Source organism: Streptomyces sp. NPDC031554, assembly GCF_055580685.1.
Genome location: NZ_JBVIKX010000005.1, coordinates 102,512 through 117,026, shown reverse-complemented (window position 1 = coordinate 117,026; position 14,515 = coordinate 102,512). Strand labels below are relative to the sequence as shown.

The 14,515-nt window shown below is 73.7% G+C and carries 12 protein-coding genes; 8 read left to right on the top strand and 4 right to left on the bottom strand.

Annotated features, from left to right (window positions below):
- Positions 1–252 precede the first annotated feature (252 nt).
- Positions 253–525, top strand: coding sequence for a hypothetical protein (locus ACZ5FU_RS15250; RefSeq protein ID WP_468835448.1), 273 nt, complete (start codon positions 253–255; stop codon positions 523–525).
- A 64-nt stretch (positions 526–589) separates the two neighbouring features.
- Here the strand turns inward: ACZ5FU_RS15250 and ACZ5FU_RS15245 are convergent, their stop codons facing one another.
- From ACZ5FU_RS15245 to ACZ5FU_RS15235, 3 genes are all read right to left on the bottom strand, one after another.
- Positions 590–1,276 carry an RDD family protein gene (locus tag ACZ5FU_RS15245; RefSeq protein ID WP_469045430.1) on the bottom strand — a complete coding sequence of 229 codons (687 nt, stop codon included), beginning with the start codon at positions 1,274–1,276 and terminating at the stop codon, positions 590–592.
- A gap of 285 nt (positions 1,277–1,561) precedes the next feature.
- On the bottom strand, positions 1,562–3,115 hold the full coding sequence (locus ACZ5FU_RS15240) for an RDD family protein (protein WP_469045429.1): 1,554 nt from the start codon (positions 3,113–3,115) through the stop codon (positions 1,562–1,564).
- Between the two features lie 404 nt (positions 3,116–3,519).
- Positions 3,520–4,926, bottom strand: a complete 1,407-nt coding sequence (locus ACZ5FU_RS15235) for an FAD-binding oxidoreductase (RefSeq protein WP_469045428.1) — start codon at positions 4,924–4,926, stop codon at positions 3,520–3,522.
- Positions 4,927–5,018: 92 nt separating this feature from the next.
- On the opposite strand from ACZ5FU_RS15235, the gene ACZ5FU_RS15230 reads away from it, so the two are divergent.
- The gene (locus tag ACZ5FU_RS15230; RefSeq protein WP_469045427.1) at positions 5,019–6,569 is read left to right on the top strand and encodes a tetratricopeptide repeat protein; all 1,551 of its coding nucleotides are present in this window, start codon (positions 5,019–5,021) and stop codon (positions 6,567–6,569) included.
- A gap of 40 nt (positions 6,570–6,609) precedes the next feature.
- Here ACZ5FU_RS15230 and hppD read toward each other — a convergent pair whose 3' ends face one another.
- Positions 6,610–7,755, bottom strand: coding sequence for a 4-hydroxyphenylpyruvate dioxygenase (gene hppD, locus ACZ5FU_RS15225; protein ID WP_451531318.1), 1,146 nt, complete (start codon positions 7,753–7,755; stop codon positions 6,610–6,612).
- A gap of 122 nt (positions 7,756–7,877) precedes the next feature.
- Between hppD and ACZ5FU_RS15220 the strand changes: the two genes are divergently transcribed.
- The 6 genes from ACZ5FU_RS15220 (at position 7,878) to ACZ5FU_RS15195 (ending at position 14,454) form a co-directional block, all read left to right on the top strand.
- Positions 7,878–8,372, top strand: a complete 495-nt coding sequence (locus ACZ5FU_RS15220; RefSeq protein ID WP_451531328.1) for an Lrp/AsnC family transcriptional regulator — start codon at positions 7,878–7,880, stop codon at positions 8,370–8,372.
- A gap of 6 nt (positions 8,373–8,378) precedes the next feature.
- Entirely contained in the window at positions 8,379–9,026 is a 648-nt protein-coding gene (locus tag ACZ5FU_RS15215; protein ID WP_468643768.1) for an ABC transporter permease, read from the top strand.
- Positions 9,019–10,251 carry a betaine/proline/choline family ABC transporter ATP-binding protein gene (locus ACZ5FU_RS15210; RefSeq protein ID WP_451531320.1) on the top strand — a complete coding sequence of 411 codons (1,233 nt, stop codon included), beginning with the start codon at positions 9,019–9,021 and terminating at the stop codon, positions 10,249–10,251. The genes ACZ5FU_RS15215 and ACZ5FU_RS15210 overlap by 8 nt, the downstream gene beginning before the upstream one ends.
- Positions 10,248–11,069: an ABC transporter permease gene (locus ACZ5FU_RS15205; protein ID WP_451531321.1), complete on the top strand. Its 822-nt coding sequence runs from the start codon at positions 10,248–10,250 to the stop codon at positions 11,067–11,069. Before ACZ5FU_RS15210 ends, ACZ5FU_RS15205 begins: the two co-directional genes overlap by 4 nt.
- A gap of 71 nt (positions 11,070–11,140) precedes the next feature.
- Entirely contained in the window at positions 11,141–12,022 is an 882-nt protein-coding gene (locus ACZ5FU_RS15200) for a glycine betaine ABC transporter substrate-binding protein (protein ID WP_468643906.1), read from the top strand.
- A gap of 422 nt (positions 12,023–12,444) precedes the next feature.
- Positions 12,445–14,454 carry a sensor histidine kinase gene (locus ACZ5FU_RS15195; protein ID WP_469045426.1) on the top strand — a complete coding sequence of 670 codons (2,010 nt, stop codon included), beginning with the start codon at positions 12,445–12,447 and terminating at the stop codon, positions 14,452–14,454.
- Positions 14,455–14,515 lie beyond the last annotated feature (61 nt).

Genomic DNA, 14,515 nt, shown 5'->3' with positions numbered 1-14,515 from the left:
GACTACTGCTTCGCCAGAAAAGACAGACCTTGACTTGAACAGGTCAACGCATTATTAGGAGCCCGCGTTCGTATTGCGGACACATGATGTTCACGGGACGGGCGCGCGGTCCCGGCCGGCCGGTGGACGTCATGACTCCGTGCGCCCCCCGTGCACCGGCACCGTGTGTCAGCTCACGCTTACCGCTCGTTCCCGTCGGGCATGCAGCGGAAGAGAGTCGAGACCGCCCCCGCTTCCGAGGACACGATTGCCATGCCTCGTCCGACCGCCGCACAGCTCACGTACGGTTCCTGCACCGTCATCCTCTCGACGCTCGCGATGCTGCTGCTGTCACAGACGAGTTCGGGCTCGCTCGTCGCGGTCATCGCCGTCACCGCGCTCGCCCTCGGCGTGCTCGTGGCCATGACGCTCCCGGCGCCGCGCCGCCAGGCCACCGTCACCGTGGTGCGCTCCGGCACGGACGAGCCCGTACCCGCCTCGGTCGCCGCGGCATCCGAGCCGGTCCGGGAGCCTTCGGCACGCTGAACGGCGCGACGGCGGGAACCCGCGCCCGCGGGGTGCGGGCCCCTCCCGCCGCGCCGACGCCCCGTCAGCCGGTGCTGACCACCACCGTCTTGGCGGCCTTGTCGTGCAGGCCCTGCTTGTAGGGCTTGTCGAAGAAGCTCCAGCCGCCGCAGATCGCCGTCCACAGACAGGCGCAGCAGAACGCGAACGGCACCCACAGCACGAGGGCGCGCACCAGCGAGGTCTGCGCGGAGGGCGTGGAGCCGTCCTCGAGGTCGGCCACGCGCAGGCCCAGCCACTTCTTGCCGAGCGTGCGGCCGGACCTGGCGGTCATGAAGGTGTCGTAGGCGACGTACAGCACGGCGGCCACGACGGACTGGGCGAGGGACTTGCCGACCTGGACGTCGCCCGCGTCGTACTCGTTGACCCCGAAGCCCCACGTCAGCAGCCACACGACCACGGCCACCAGGATCATGTCGATGATCCGCGCCAGGGTGCGTCTGCCGCTGTCGGCGAGCGGGGGCATCCCGGAGAGCGGGTCCGCCGGGTACCCGCCGTAGGGGTCACCGCCGTAGGGCCCGTCCCCGCCGTACGGCGGCTGCTGCCCGCCCCCGTGCGGCGGCTGCCCGCCCGCACCGCCGTACGGGCTGTCGTACGGCGACCCCTGCGGGCCCTGTCCCGGTCCGTGCGGCGGCGGCTGCGGGGGCTGCTTCCTGAACGGGTCGTCCTCCGGCGGCTCGCCGCCGGAGGCGGGGGGCGGTTCGGTCGTCATGGCCCGAGTCGAACGCGAACCGCCCGCCCCCGCATCCGGCGGGCGGCCGTCCGGGGGTACGGCGTCCGCGGGCCGGTCGCGGCCGGAACGCTAGGGCGTGTTGCGAAAGTGGCGTCGTCTGCCCGAAGGGCAGGACCGGCGGCGTCTGGTGCGTGCGATCGCAAGGCGGAGGGTCGCCCCGATACTGGTTGTATCGGGGTGATCCCGACAACGCGGCGAGCGCGCGTGCCAGGCGCCGCCGGGCTGGGGGCACCCCCTCTGGGGGAGGGACTTTCGCAACACGCCCTAGCCCGCCACGAACGTGTGCGCCGCCTTGTCGTGCCAGCACTGGCGCCACGGCCTGTCGAACAGACCCCACACGATGCCGACGATCCCGACGGCGAGGAGGGCGGGGACGCTGTAGACGAGCCAGCGGCGCAGGGCGAGCCCGAACGACGGGGGCTGGTGGCCCTCGATGTCCCGCACCTCCAGACCGAACAGCTTCTTGCCCAGCGTGCGGCCCCACCGGGCGGTCGGCAGCGCCTCGTACACGATCCCGAAGCAGAGCAGCACGGCCAGGACCACGCCGAGGTACGCCGCCGTGGTGCCGTCCAGCAGCCAGACCGTGACGGTCTCGCCGGTGAGCTTCGCCGCGTCGATCTTGTCGTCGACGTGCTCGACCGCCTTCAGGCCGAGCGGGACCGCCGCCGCCCCGGTGACGGCCGCGAGGACGAGCGTGTCGACGAGCCGCGCGCCCAGCCTCCTGCCGATCCCGGCGGGACGCGCCGCCGCCTGCCGGCGGGCGGCGGCCTGGAAGACGTCGTCCACCGGCGGCTTCCACGGCGCCACGGGCCGGTCGTCGCCGGCGCCCGCGAGCCGGTGCACCTGCTGCGCCCAGGACTGCTGCCCGCCGCCGGGCCCCGCGGCCATGGGCGCGCTCCCGGCGTCCGGCCCGGCCGCCCGGTCCCCGTCGGCCCGCGGAGGGAGGCCGGGGGCGGGCGCGGAGACGCCGGGCACGGCCTCCGGGGGGCCGGAGAAGGGCTGGGCACCCGGTGCGGGGGCGGTCTGCGAGGCGGCCGGGGCCGTCCGCGCGGCGGGGGCGCCCTGCGCGGGCACGGCCTGAGCCGCCGCGGCACGGTCGGCGGCGGCCTTGCCCGCGCCGAATCCGGGCCTGCCGGGTGCGGCGGGCGCACCGGCCGCCGTCGGGCCCGCCGCACCGGATCCGGGCCCGGCGTCGCCCGGCCCCGCGGCACCCGGCGGGCCGAAGACCCCGGCGCCGGCCCCCGCGCCGGGCTCACCGGCGGAGCCGGCGCCCGTACGGTCCGGGGTGCGCGGGGAGGGCGTGCGGAAGGTCATCGTGCCCTCGTCCGTGGACGCCGGGCCCACGGTCGGACGGCGGGACATGAAGGTGGCGTCCGGCGCCTCGGCGGACGGCGCCGCGGCGGACGGCGGCACGGCGGACGGCGTCGTGCGGGGGTCCGGGGTCCGCGGGCCGGTCTGCGGGCCGCCCCAGGAGACGCGGCGGTCCTGGTCGCCGCCGAAGCCGGACTGGTGGGAGCGGTCCGCGCCCCACGCGGAGGCCGGTTCGGGCCGGCTGCCGTACCGCTGCGGGTCCTCGTCGAAGAAGTGCGGGCCCGTCTCCTCGACGGGGGCCGGAGCCGGGGCGGGGGACGAAGCCGGGGCCGGAGCCGGGGACGCTCCCGGCGCGGCGAGCGGTTCGCCGCCGGACGGCGCCGGTCGGCTGGTGCCGGGCACCCAGGAGGCGCCGTTCCAGTACCGGACGTATCCGGGGATGGACGGGTCCGGGTAGTACCCCTCGCGGGGGCTGTCGTCGCCTGGTGCCGGGGTTGGGGCGCTCATGTCCGTCGTCCCGTATCTGCTCGGGGGTGGGATGGGGGCCTCCACATCTACCAGACGGGCGCAACTCCCATCGCCGGTCCGGCCGTACCCACTCCTTTCCGGGCAATGACGGGCACGCGCTTCACACGTTCGGACCGCCCGTGAGAAAAGTTCTCCGAACCCGCGTGACGCTCGGCGTCCGAACCCCTTCTCCCCCGCGTACGCATCAGGAGCGAGGGGAGACACGGACATGCACCACACCGTGGTGGAACGGGAACTGCGGCTGATCCTGGGGCGGGCGGGCGGCTCGGCGTCGGTGAGGCGCCGGCCGAGCTGCTCGCCCTCCCCCTTCCGGCGGAGGACCCGTGGCCGGGCGACCCGTGGCCGTCGGACCGGTCGGAGGACGGTGGGTGACGGCGTGCGGCTCAGAACAGCTTGCCGGGGTTGAGGATGCCCAGCGGGTCGAAGACCTGCTTGAGCCGCCGCTGCATCTCCAGGCCGACGGGGCCCAGTTCGCGCGCCAGCCACTCCTTCTTCAGCACGCCCACGCCGTGCTCGCCGGTGATGGTGCCGCCCAGTTCCAGGCCGAGCGCCATGATCTCGTCGAAGGACTCGCGGGCGCGCCGCGCCTCGTCGGGGTCGGCCGCGTCGAAGCAGACGGTGGGGTGGGTGTTGCCGTCGCCCGCGTGGGCGCAGACGCCGATGGTCAGGCGATGCTTGTCGGCGATGCGTTCGACGCCCTCGAGCATGTCGCCGAGGCGGGAGCGGGGCACGCACACGTCGTCGATCATCGTCGTGCCCTTGACCGCCTCCAGGGCCACCAGCGCGGACCGCCGGGCCTGGAGGAGGAGTTCGGACTCGGCGGCGTCCTCGGCGGGGACGACCCGGGTGGCGCCGGCGGCCTCGCACAGGGCGCCGACGGCGGCGAGGTCGGCGGCCGGGTCCGGGGTGTCGAAGGCGGCCAGGAGCAGGGCCTCGGTGGTCTCCGGCAGGCCCATGCGGGTCAGCTCGTTGACCGCCGCGACCGTCGTACGGTCCATCAGTTCGAGGAGGGAGGGGACGTGGCCGCCCGCCATGATCCGGCAGACGGCGTCGCAGGCGGCGCCGGCGGAGGCGAACTCGGCGGCCAGGACCAGGTGCCGCGGCGGCCGCGGCCGCAGGGCCAGGACGGCCCGGACGACGACGCCGAGGGACCCCTCGGAGCCGACGAACAGGCGGGTGAGGTCGTACCCGGCGACGCCCTTCGCGGTGCGGCGGCCGGTGGACATCAGCCGTCCGTCGGCGAGGACGACGTCCAGGCCGAGGACGTACTCGGCGGTGACGCCGTACTTCACGCAGCACAGGCCGCCGGAGGCGGTGCCGATGTTGCCGCCGATCGTGCACGTCTCCCAGCTGGAGGGGTCCGGCGGGTAGTACAGGCCGTGTTCGCCCACCGCGCGGGAGAGCGCGGCGTTGACGACTCCCGGTTCGACGACGGCGACGCGGTCGACGGGGCTGATCTCCAGGATGCGGTCCATTTTCGTCAGGGAGAGGACCAGGCAGCCGTCGGAGGCGTTGGCGGCGCCCGACAGGCCGGTGCGGGCGCCCTGCGGGACGACCGGGACGCGCAGCTCGGTGGCGGTGCGCAGGACGTGCTGGACCTGCTCGACCGTGCGCGGCAGCACGACGGCGGCCGGGGTGCCGGCCGGGCAGAAGCTCGCCATGTCGTGGGCGTAGGAGGCCGTGACGTCGGGGTCGGTGAGGACCGCCTCGGCGGGCAGGCCGTCGAGCAGTCGGTCCAGGAGGTTGCCGGTCGTCTCGTCGCGAGGGGCTTCGATACGGCTCATGATCACAGCGTCGCACCCGCCGCCATCGGTGTGAACCCCGTCTGCGGCACCCGGCGGACAACGGCGCGCGGCCGTCGCCCTGGCGCACAGTGAGCGCCATGGAGAGCGCTGCCGAGACCGCCGCCGAGACCACCGACGCCACCGGAGCCGACGCGGCTGCCGCCGCCGGAGACCCGGCCGGGACCGCCGGTGCCGCCGCGACCGACACCGCCGCAGCCGCTGCCGCCGGGAGGCGGTCCGGGGCGGCGGGGGCCCGTTCCCGGCCGCGCCGCCGGGTGCCGGCCGGCGCGGCGGCCGGCACGGTGGCCGGCGTCCTCGTGCTGGGCGGGGTCCTGCTGTGCCTGCCCGGCGGTGAGGCGGACCGGCCGGCGTCGGCGCCCGCCGCGGGGGCGCGGGCGCAGACGGCGGTCCGGACCGGGACGGCGGCCGCGCTGCCCGATCTGGCGGTGCTGATCGGCGAGCGCGAGGCGCGGGTGCGCGCCCGTCCCGGGGACGCCCGCTCCTGGGCGGTCCTCGGCGCGGCCTACGTCGAGCAGGGCCGGCGCACCGCCGACGCGGCCGGCTTCTACCCCCGGGCCGAACGGGCGCTGCGGACCTCCCTGTCGGTGCGTCCCGCGCGCAACACGGAGGCCCTGGTCGGGCTGGCCGGCCTGGCCAACGCCCGCCGGGACTTCCCGGCCGCGCGGTCCTGGGGCGAGGCCGCGCGCACGCTGTCCCCGAAGCGCTGGACGGTGTACGCGCAGCTGATCGACGCCTACACCGGGCTCGGCGACCACAAGAAGGCGCAGGCGGCGCTGGACCGGCTGCTGAAGCTGCGCTCGGGGCCGGTGGCGCTGGGGCGGGCCGCGGCCGTCCACCGGGACCGGGGCCGGCGCGAGGACGCGGCGGCCGCGCTGTCGGACGCGGCGGCCGGGGCGACCGCTCCCGCCGAGCGGGCGGCCTGGCTGGAGCGGGCGGGGCAGCTGGCCTTCGAGCGCGGTGACCGGGAGCCGGCGCTGCGGTACTTCCAGGAGGCGGTGCGGCTGGATCCCGGCCAGTGGGCCGCGCGGGCCGGGCAGGGACGGGTGCTGGCGGCGCTGGGCCGGACCTGGGAGGCGCTGAGCGCGTACCGGGCGGCCCTGGCCGGGCAGCCGTTGCCGCAGTACGCGCTGGAGCTGGGCGAGCTGTACGAGTCGCTGGGGAGGCCGCGGGCGGCGCGCGCGCAGTACGACCTGCTGCGCGAGCGGGTCCGGCGGGAGGCGGCCGGCGGGGTGGACGGGGCGCTGGTGCTGGGCCGGTTCGAGGCCGACCACGGTGATCCGGCGGCGGCGGTGCGGCGGCTGGGCGCGGAGTGGCGGCGCCAGCCGGGGATCGAGGTCGCCGACGCGCTGGGCTGGGCCCTGCACCGGGCCGGGCGGCACGAGGAGGGGCTGCGGTACGCCGTGATCGCCACCGACCGGGCGCACCGGGGCACGGTGCGCAGCGCGCCGTACCTCTACCACCGGGGCATGATCGAGCGGCGGGTGGGACGGGAGGGGGCGGCGCGGCGGCATCTGGAGGAGGCGCTGCGGATCAACCCCTCCTTCTCCCCGCTGCACGCGCGGACGGCCCGCGCGGCGCTGGTGGCGCTGGGCGAGCCGTCGGTGGCGCGGGTGCCGGACTTCTCGTGACCGGCCCGGGCAGCCGGTGGGCGGCTGCCCGGGGCGGTTCCTAGAGGTTGCCGCGCTTGGCCTGTTCGCGTTCGATCGCCTCGAAGAGGGCCTTGAAGTTGCCCTTGCCGAAGCCCATCGAGCCGTGGCGTTCGATGATCTCGAAGAAGACGGTCGGCTTGTCCTGGACCGGCTTGGTGAAGATCTGCAGCAGGTAGCCGTCCTCGTCGCGGTCGGCGAGGATCTTCAGCTCGCGCAGGGTCTCGACGGGGACGCGGGTGTCGCCGACCCACTCGCCGAGGGTGTCGTAGTACGAGTCGGGGGTGTCGAGGAACTGGACGCCGGCGGCGCGCATGGTGCGGACCGTCTGGACGATGTCGCCCGTGTTGAGGGCGATGTGCTGGACGCCCGCGCCGCCGTAGAACTCCAGGTACTCGTCGATCTGCGACTTCTTCTTCGCGATCGCGGGCTCGTTGATCGGGAACTTGACCTTGAGGGTGCCGTCGGCGACGACCTTGGACATGAGGGCGCTGTACTCGGTGGCGATGTCGTCGCCCACGAACTCCTTCATGTTGGTGAAGCCCATGACGTTGTTGTAGAACTCCACCCACTCGTTCATCCGGCCGAGTTCGACGTTGCCGACGCAGTGGTCGACCGCCTGGAAGGTGCGCTGGGCGGGCGGCTCGACGATCGGGCTCGCGGCGACGTAGCCGGGCAGGTAGGGGCCGTCGTAGCCGCCGCGCTCGACGAGGGTGTGGCGGGTCTCGCCGTAGGTGGCGATCGCGGCCAGCACCACGGTGCCGTGCTCGTCCTTCAGCTCGTACGGCTCGGCGACCGAGCGGGCGCCGTGCTCCAGGGCGTAGGCGTGGGCGGCGCGGGCGTCCGGGACCTCGATGGCGAGGTCGACGACGCCGTCGCCGTGCGCGGCGACGTGCCCTTCGAGGAAGTGGCCCCAGGCGGTGTCGGCCTTGATCACCGAGGTCAGGACGAAGCGGGCGGAGCCGTTCTCCAGGACGTAGGAGGCGGTCTCGCGGCTGCCGTTCTCCGGTCCGGAGTAGGCGACCAGCTGCATGCCGAAGGCGGTGGAGTAGTAGTGCGCGGCCTGCTTGGCGTTGCCCACGGCGAAGACGACCGCGTCCATTCCCTTCACCGGGAAGGGGTCGGCCTGCCGGGCGGTGTCGGGGGTGTGGTGTGTGGTCTGCGTCATGGCCGAAGCGTCGCGCCACCCTGCAAGGTGCGCAATAGTTCGCCGTACCGCTGGACAAGGTGACCAGTGGTACGGCGGTCGTGGCGGCTTTTCTGTACAGGGTGACCATCTCGGAGGCGGGCGTGGCGATCGATCATCTGGACGGGCGGATCCTCGTACTGCTGGCGCGGGAGCCGCGGATCGGCGTGCTGGAGATGTCACGGCGGCTGGGGGTCGCCCGGGGGACGGCGCAGGCACGGCTGGACCGGCTTCAGTCGAACGGAGTCATCCGCGGATTCGGCCCCGAGGTGGACCCGGCGGCGCTCGGCTACCCGGTCACCGCGTTCGCCACGCTGCAGATCCGGCAGGGCCAAGGCGCCGACGTACGGGCCCACTTGGCGTCGGTGCCGGAGGTGCTGGAGCTGCACACCACCACCGGCACCGGGGACATGCTGTGCCGTCTGGTGGCCCGCTCCAACGCCGATCTCCAACGGGTCATCGACCGGGTTGTCGGCTTTGATGGGATTGTCCGGGCCTCCACCGCGATCGTCATGGAGAACCCCGTGCCCCTGCGGATCATCCCGCTGGTGGAGCAGGCCGCGGACGATCGGGAAGGACCGGGCCGGACGACGGGGTGAGGGCGTGTGAGCTTCTGGGAGTACCTGGGCAACCGACATCAGCAACTGCTCACCGACGCCTACCAGCACGCCAGCGTCGTCTTCCAGTGCATGCTGCTGGCCACGCTGATCGGCGTGCTGCTGGGGGTCGCCACCTACCGCAGCGGCTGGGGCGGCAACCTCGCCACCACCACCACCTCCACCCTCCTCACCGTCCCGTCGCTGGCCATGATCGGTCTGCTGATCCCGGTGGTGGGGCTGGGCGTGCCGCCGACGGTGATCGCGCTGACGCTGTACGGGCTGCTGCCGATCGTGCGCAACTCCATCGTGGGGCTGCGGGGCGTCGACCCGTCCCTGGTGGACGCGGCCAGGGGGATCGGGATGTCCGGCGCGATGCGGCTGGCGCGGGTCGAGCTGCCGCTGGCCTGGCCGCCGATCCTGACCGGCATCCGGGTCTCCACGCAGATGCTGATGGGCATCGCCGCCATCGCCGCCTACGCCTCCGGGCCCGGCCTCGGCAACGAGATCTTCCGCGGCCTGGCCTCCCTGGGCAGCAAGAACGCGCTCAACCAGGTCCTGGCGGGCACGCTCGGCATCATCGTGCTGGCCCTGCTGTTCGACGCCGCCTACGTCGTCCTCGGCCGGCTGACGATCCCGAGGGGGATCCGTGTCTGAGTCCCACGGTGCCGCGATCGAGCTGGAGAACCTCACCAAGCGCTACCCGGGCAGCACGGCTCCGGCCGTGGACAACGTGAACATGGAGATCAAGGCGGGTGAGATCGTCATCTTCGTGGGGCCGTCCGGCTGCGGGAAGTCGACGACCCTGAAGATGATCAACCGGCTGATCGAGCCGAGCGGCGGGCGCATCCGCATCGGCGGCGAGGACGTCACCGACATCGACCCGGTGAAGCTGCGCCGCAAGGTCGGTTACGCCATCCAGTCGTCCGGGCTGTTCCCGCACATGACGGTCGCGCAGAACATCGCGCTGGTGCCGGGGATGATCGGCTGGCCGAAGGGGCGGATCAGGGACCGGGTGGAGGAGATGCTCGACCTGGTCGGGCTGGACCCCGGGGAGTTCCGGCAGCGGTATCCGCGCCAGCTGTCCGGCGGTCAGCAGCAGCGGGTCGGCGTGGCACGGGCGCTGGCGGCCGATCCACCGGTGCTGCTGATGGACGAGCCGTTCGGCGCCGTGGACCCGATCACCCGCGACCACCTCCAGGACGAGCTGATCCGGCTCCAGCACGAGCTGCACAAGACGATCGTGTTCGTCACCCACGACTTCGACGAGGCGATCAAGCTGGGCGACCGGATCGTGGTGCTGCGCGAGCACTCGCGCATCGCCCAGTTCGACACCCCGGAGGCGATCCTCACCAATCCGGCGGACGACTTCGTGTCCGGGTTCGTGGGCGCCGGGGCGGCGCTGAAGCGGCTCAACCTCACGCGCGTGCGGGACGTGGAGATCACCGAGTGGCCGACGGTGGGCGTCGACGACCCGCTCCAGAGCATCTTCAACCGGATCCGCTCCAGCGGGACGAACGAGATCCTGCTGCTGGACAGGCGCGGCCGGCCCTACAAGTGGCTGCGGCGCGGCGACCTGATGCGGGCCAAGGGCTCGCTGGCCCGCGCCGGCACGCTGGTGACCGACACGGTGACCCGGGACGCGACGCTGCGGGACGCCCTGGAGGCGGTCCTCACCGACAACACCGGGCGGGTCGCGGTGACCGGGCGGCGCGGCGAGTACACCGGGGTCGTCGACATGGAGACGCTGATGAACTCGGTGCACGAACTGCTGGAGGCCGACCGGCTGGAGGCGCTGGAGGCCCAGCACGAACTGGAGGAGGCCCGAGCCGCGCAGACGCACGCGGAACAGGAGGGTCCCGGCGGGGAGGCGAAGGCATGAGCACCTCCGGGCTGGACGACCGGCCGGACGACCGGCTGGACGAGGAGGAGTCCCCGGCTCCGCCGCCCGCGCCCGCGCGCCGCCGCATCGGCTGGCCGAAGCTGACCCTCGTGCCGGCGTTCGTGGTCGCGATGCTGCTCGCCACCTGGCTGTGGTTCGCGCAGGCGGACCTGGACACGGTCTCCGAGAACGCGCTGGCCCGCGGGCAGGTGTCCAAGGCGCTGTGGCAGCACATCCAGTTGACGGTGATCTCGACCTTCTTCGTGCTGGTCATCGCGATCCCGCTGGGCATCGCGCTGACCCGGCCGGCCTTCCGCAGGGCCACCCCGGTCGCGATGACCGTCGCCAACATGGGCCAGGCCACCCCCGCGATCGGCCTGCTCGCCCTGCTGGTGATCTGGCTCGGCATCGGCCGCCGGGCGGCCCTGATCGGGATCATCGCCTACGCCGTCCTGCCGGTGCTCTCCAACACCATCGCCGGGCTGCGGGCGAACGACCCGACGCTGCTGGAGGCGGCCCGCGGCATCGGCATGTCCCCGCTGGGGGTGCTCACCCGTGTGGAACTGCCGCTGGCGGTGCCGCTCATCCTCGCCGGTGTCCGTACGGCCCTCGTGCTGAACGTCGGCACGGCCACGCTGGCGACCTTCGGCGGGGGCGGCGGACTGGGTGTGCTGATCACCGCCGGCATCACCAACCAGCGCATGCCGGTGCTGGTGCTGGGCTCCGTCCTGACGGTGGCGCTGGCCCTGCTGGTCGACTGGCTGGCCTCGCTGGCCGAGGTGCTGCTGCGGCCGCGCGGTCTGGAGGTGGGACCGTGAGAAGGACGCCGTACGCCCTCGCGGTGCTGCTGGTGCTGGCCTCCGGCTGCGGGCTGACCAGCGGTTCCCCCATGGTCGACGACGTCTCCCCCGGCTCGATCGGCAAGGGGGAGCCGCTCAGGGGCGCCGACCTCACCGTGACGTCGAAGTCGTTCACCGAGAGCCTCGTCCTCGGCGCGATGATGGGCATCGCCTTCGAGGCGGCGGGCGCGGACGTGCTGGACCGCACCGGCATCCAGGGCTCCATCGGCGGCCGGGAGGCGATCCGCAAGGGCGACGCCGACGCCATGTACGAGTACACGGGCACCGCCTGGATCACGTACCAGGGCAACAGCGAGCCCATCACCGACCCGCGGCGGCAGTGGGAGGCGGTGCGGGACGCCGACGTGCGCAACGGGGTGACCTGGCTGCCGCCGTCCCGGCTGAACAACACCTACGCGCTGGCGATGAACCGGGCCAACTACGAGAAGTACGGCACGAGGACGCTGTCGGAGGTGGCCGCGCTGTCCCGGTCCGACCCGGGGGCCGTCACGCTGTGCGTGGAGAGCGAGTTCGCCAACCGTGCGGACGGGCTGCCGGGCATGCAGAAGGCGTACGGCATGGACGTGCCGGCGAACCGGGTCACGCAGATGGACACCGGGATCATCTACACGCAGACGGCGAAGGGGAGCTGCACCTACGGGGAGGTGTTCACCACCGACGGCCGCATCAAGTCCATGGACCTGGTGGTGATGACCGACGACAAGAAGTTCTTCCCCAACTACAACGCGGCGCCCGTGATCAACAGCAGGACCTTCGAGAAGTGGCCGGCCATCGCCGAGGTCATCGATCCGGTGACCGCCCGGCTGGACAACGCGGTGGCGCAGGAACTGAACGCGAAGGTGGACGTGGACGGGGAGGACCCGCATCAGGTCGCGCTGGACTGGATGAAAGCGGAAGGGTTCGTGAAGTAAGGGCGCCTTCCGTTCCCGTGGCGGATTTCGTGGGGAATCCGTGACCGTCCTGCACGATTTTCGACTCCTACCGCGCGCGGAGCTTTCAGAATTGACCGGAAAACGACGCTCCGCTCCGTCCGACGCGCCCTCCGGGCAAGGGCCCCACGGCATCCGGCGCCCGTGATCGCCCGTTGTGCGGGAAAGGAACCGGGAGGAGAACACCGTTTCCCGGGTACCACGACGCCCGTTCCCGGCAGCGCCTTTGCGACGAAATCGGCTCCCCGGCAAGGAGGGCGATCGGTGAGATCACCACTCCCGACGCAATGACTAGCATGAGCCGACACCTGGATCGGAAAATCACATCTTTCTTCTTTCCGGGCCTGCGGCCGTCGTGTCGGTCGATCCGTTCTTCCTGCTCTCGAGGACCGAGGAACCGCGGAATGCCTCTGCCTGCACCACACCGTCAGCGCCGGTCAGCCCCCCTCCCCTCCACCTCGTCGGCCGTGCCCGTGACCGTGCTGCTGCTGAGCGCCGCGGCCGCGGGTGCGGCCGCCGCCACGGCCCCCGCCGGCGCCCGCACCTGGACGGCGGCCACGGCCGCGGCCGCCTGGTGCTGCGTGGCGGCCACCGTCCTCGTCTGCGGCCTGCTGCTCCGGCGGGCCCGCCGGGCCGCCGCCGCGACGGACGCCGAAGTCGCCCGGCTGACCGCGCGGTCGGCGCAGCAGTCGGCCGAGTCGGCGCACCTGGTGAACGTCACCGTGCCCGCCCTCGTCAGCCGCCTGCGGGACGGGGTGCCGGCGAAGGACGCCCTGGAACAGGTCACGCCGCCCTCCGAACCCCAACTGCGCCGGATCCTGGAGTCCTTCGGCTCCGCCCTGGAGCAGACCGTGCGGTACGCGGCGGCCACGGACGCCGAACGGCTGCGCACCCGGGAGGAACTGGCGCAGGTCACCGAAGAGGTGGCGCAGGTGACGCGGACGATCCTGCCCGACATGGTCGGTCAGCTGCGGGAGGGCAACTCGGCCGACACCGTGCTGGCCGGGTGGGAGTGGCCCCCCTCCTCCCTGCTGCGGGCACCCGTCGAGGCGTTCGTACGGGAACTCGCCCGCAGCGAGCGGCGGGCCGCCGCCGCGCAGGCCGCCTCCGCGAAGGCCCTGAGCCGGGTCCAGGCCAAGACCGTGAGCATGCTCGCCGACCTGCGCGAGATGCAGGAGCGGCACGGCGAGGAGGTCTTCGGCGACCTGCTGAAGCTGGATCACGGCACCTCCCAGCTGGGCCTGATGACCGACCGGCTGGCGCTCCTCATGGGCGGCCGGTCCAGCCGCGCCTGGAACAAGCCGATCGTGATGGAGAGCATCCTGCGCGGCGCGGCCGGCCGGATCGCGGCCTACCAGCGCGTGCGGCTGCACTGTTCGACGAACGCCGCGATCTCCGGGTTCGCCGCGGAGGGCGTGATGCACCTGATCGCCGAACTCATGGACAACGCGGCCAACTTCTCGCCGCCCATCGACGAGGTGCACGTGTACGTCGACGAGCACAGCGCCGGGCTCGTCGTCACGATCGAGGACAGCGGCCTGAAGATGGCGGACGCGGCGATGCGGCACGCCGAGGAGGCCGTGGCGGGGCACATGACCGACCTCGCCTCGCTGCCGGGCACCCGGCTCGGCCTGGCCGTGGTCGGCGGACTGGCCGTCAAGTACGGCATCAGCGTCAACTACCGTCCCTCGTCCCGCGGCGGCACCGGCGTCGTCGTCCTGCTGCCCCGGCAGCTGCTCGCCCAGCGGCGCGAGGCCGCACCCCGGGAGACGCCGCAGCGGCCTGCCGCGGCGACGCCCGCGCCCGGGTCCGGGTCCGGGTCCGCCCGGATCACGACGGGCTCCGCGCGACCGGCGACGGGGGGAACGTCCGTGCCGGGTGGAGTGACGGTGCCGGGTGGGGTGTCGGGAGCGAGTGAGGTGTCCGGGACCGGCGGGCCGCCCGCTCCCGCCGTACGGCCGGCCGCCGCGGTCCCTCCGCCGGCCCCGGCTGCGACCCAGGCCCCGGATGCGGCTGCGGCTGCGGCTGCGGCTGCGGCTCAAGCCACGGTTGCGGCTGCGGCTCAGGCCTCGGCTGCGGCCCGGACCCCGGCTGCGGCCCGGACCCCGGCTTCGCCTTCGGCCCCGTCGGAGGGGCACGGTCGTGACGCGTCCCCCCGCCCGTCGGCGGCCACGCCGAACGGTCTGCCCGTACGCGCCCCCGGCCGCACGATGGCCGAGGCCGAGCAGGAACGGCGGCAGCGCAGGGCGGCGGCCGACTCCCCCGCGCCGAACGGCGCACCGGCGACGCCTCCCGCCGCACGCGACGCGGGCACCCGCTTCGGGGCCTTCCACAGCGGGCGCACCTCCGCCGGCGAGGCCGGCCCGTCCGGGACCGGCCCCGGCACCCGGCCCGAACCGCCGGCCTCCCGGTGACCCCACGTCCTTCCCGTCCGGCGCCGGAGCCACGGCGCCCTCTTCCCGCTTCAGCTCGTGA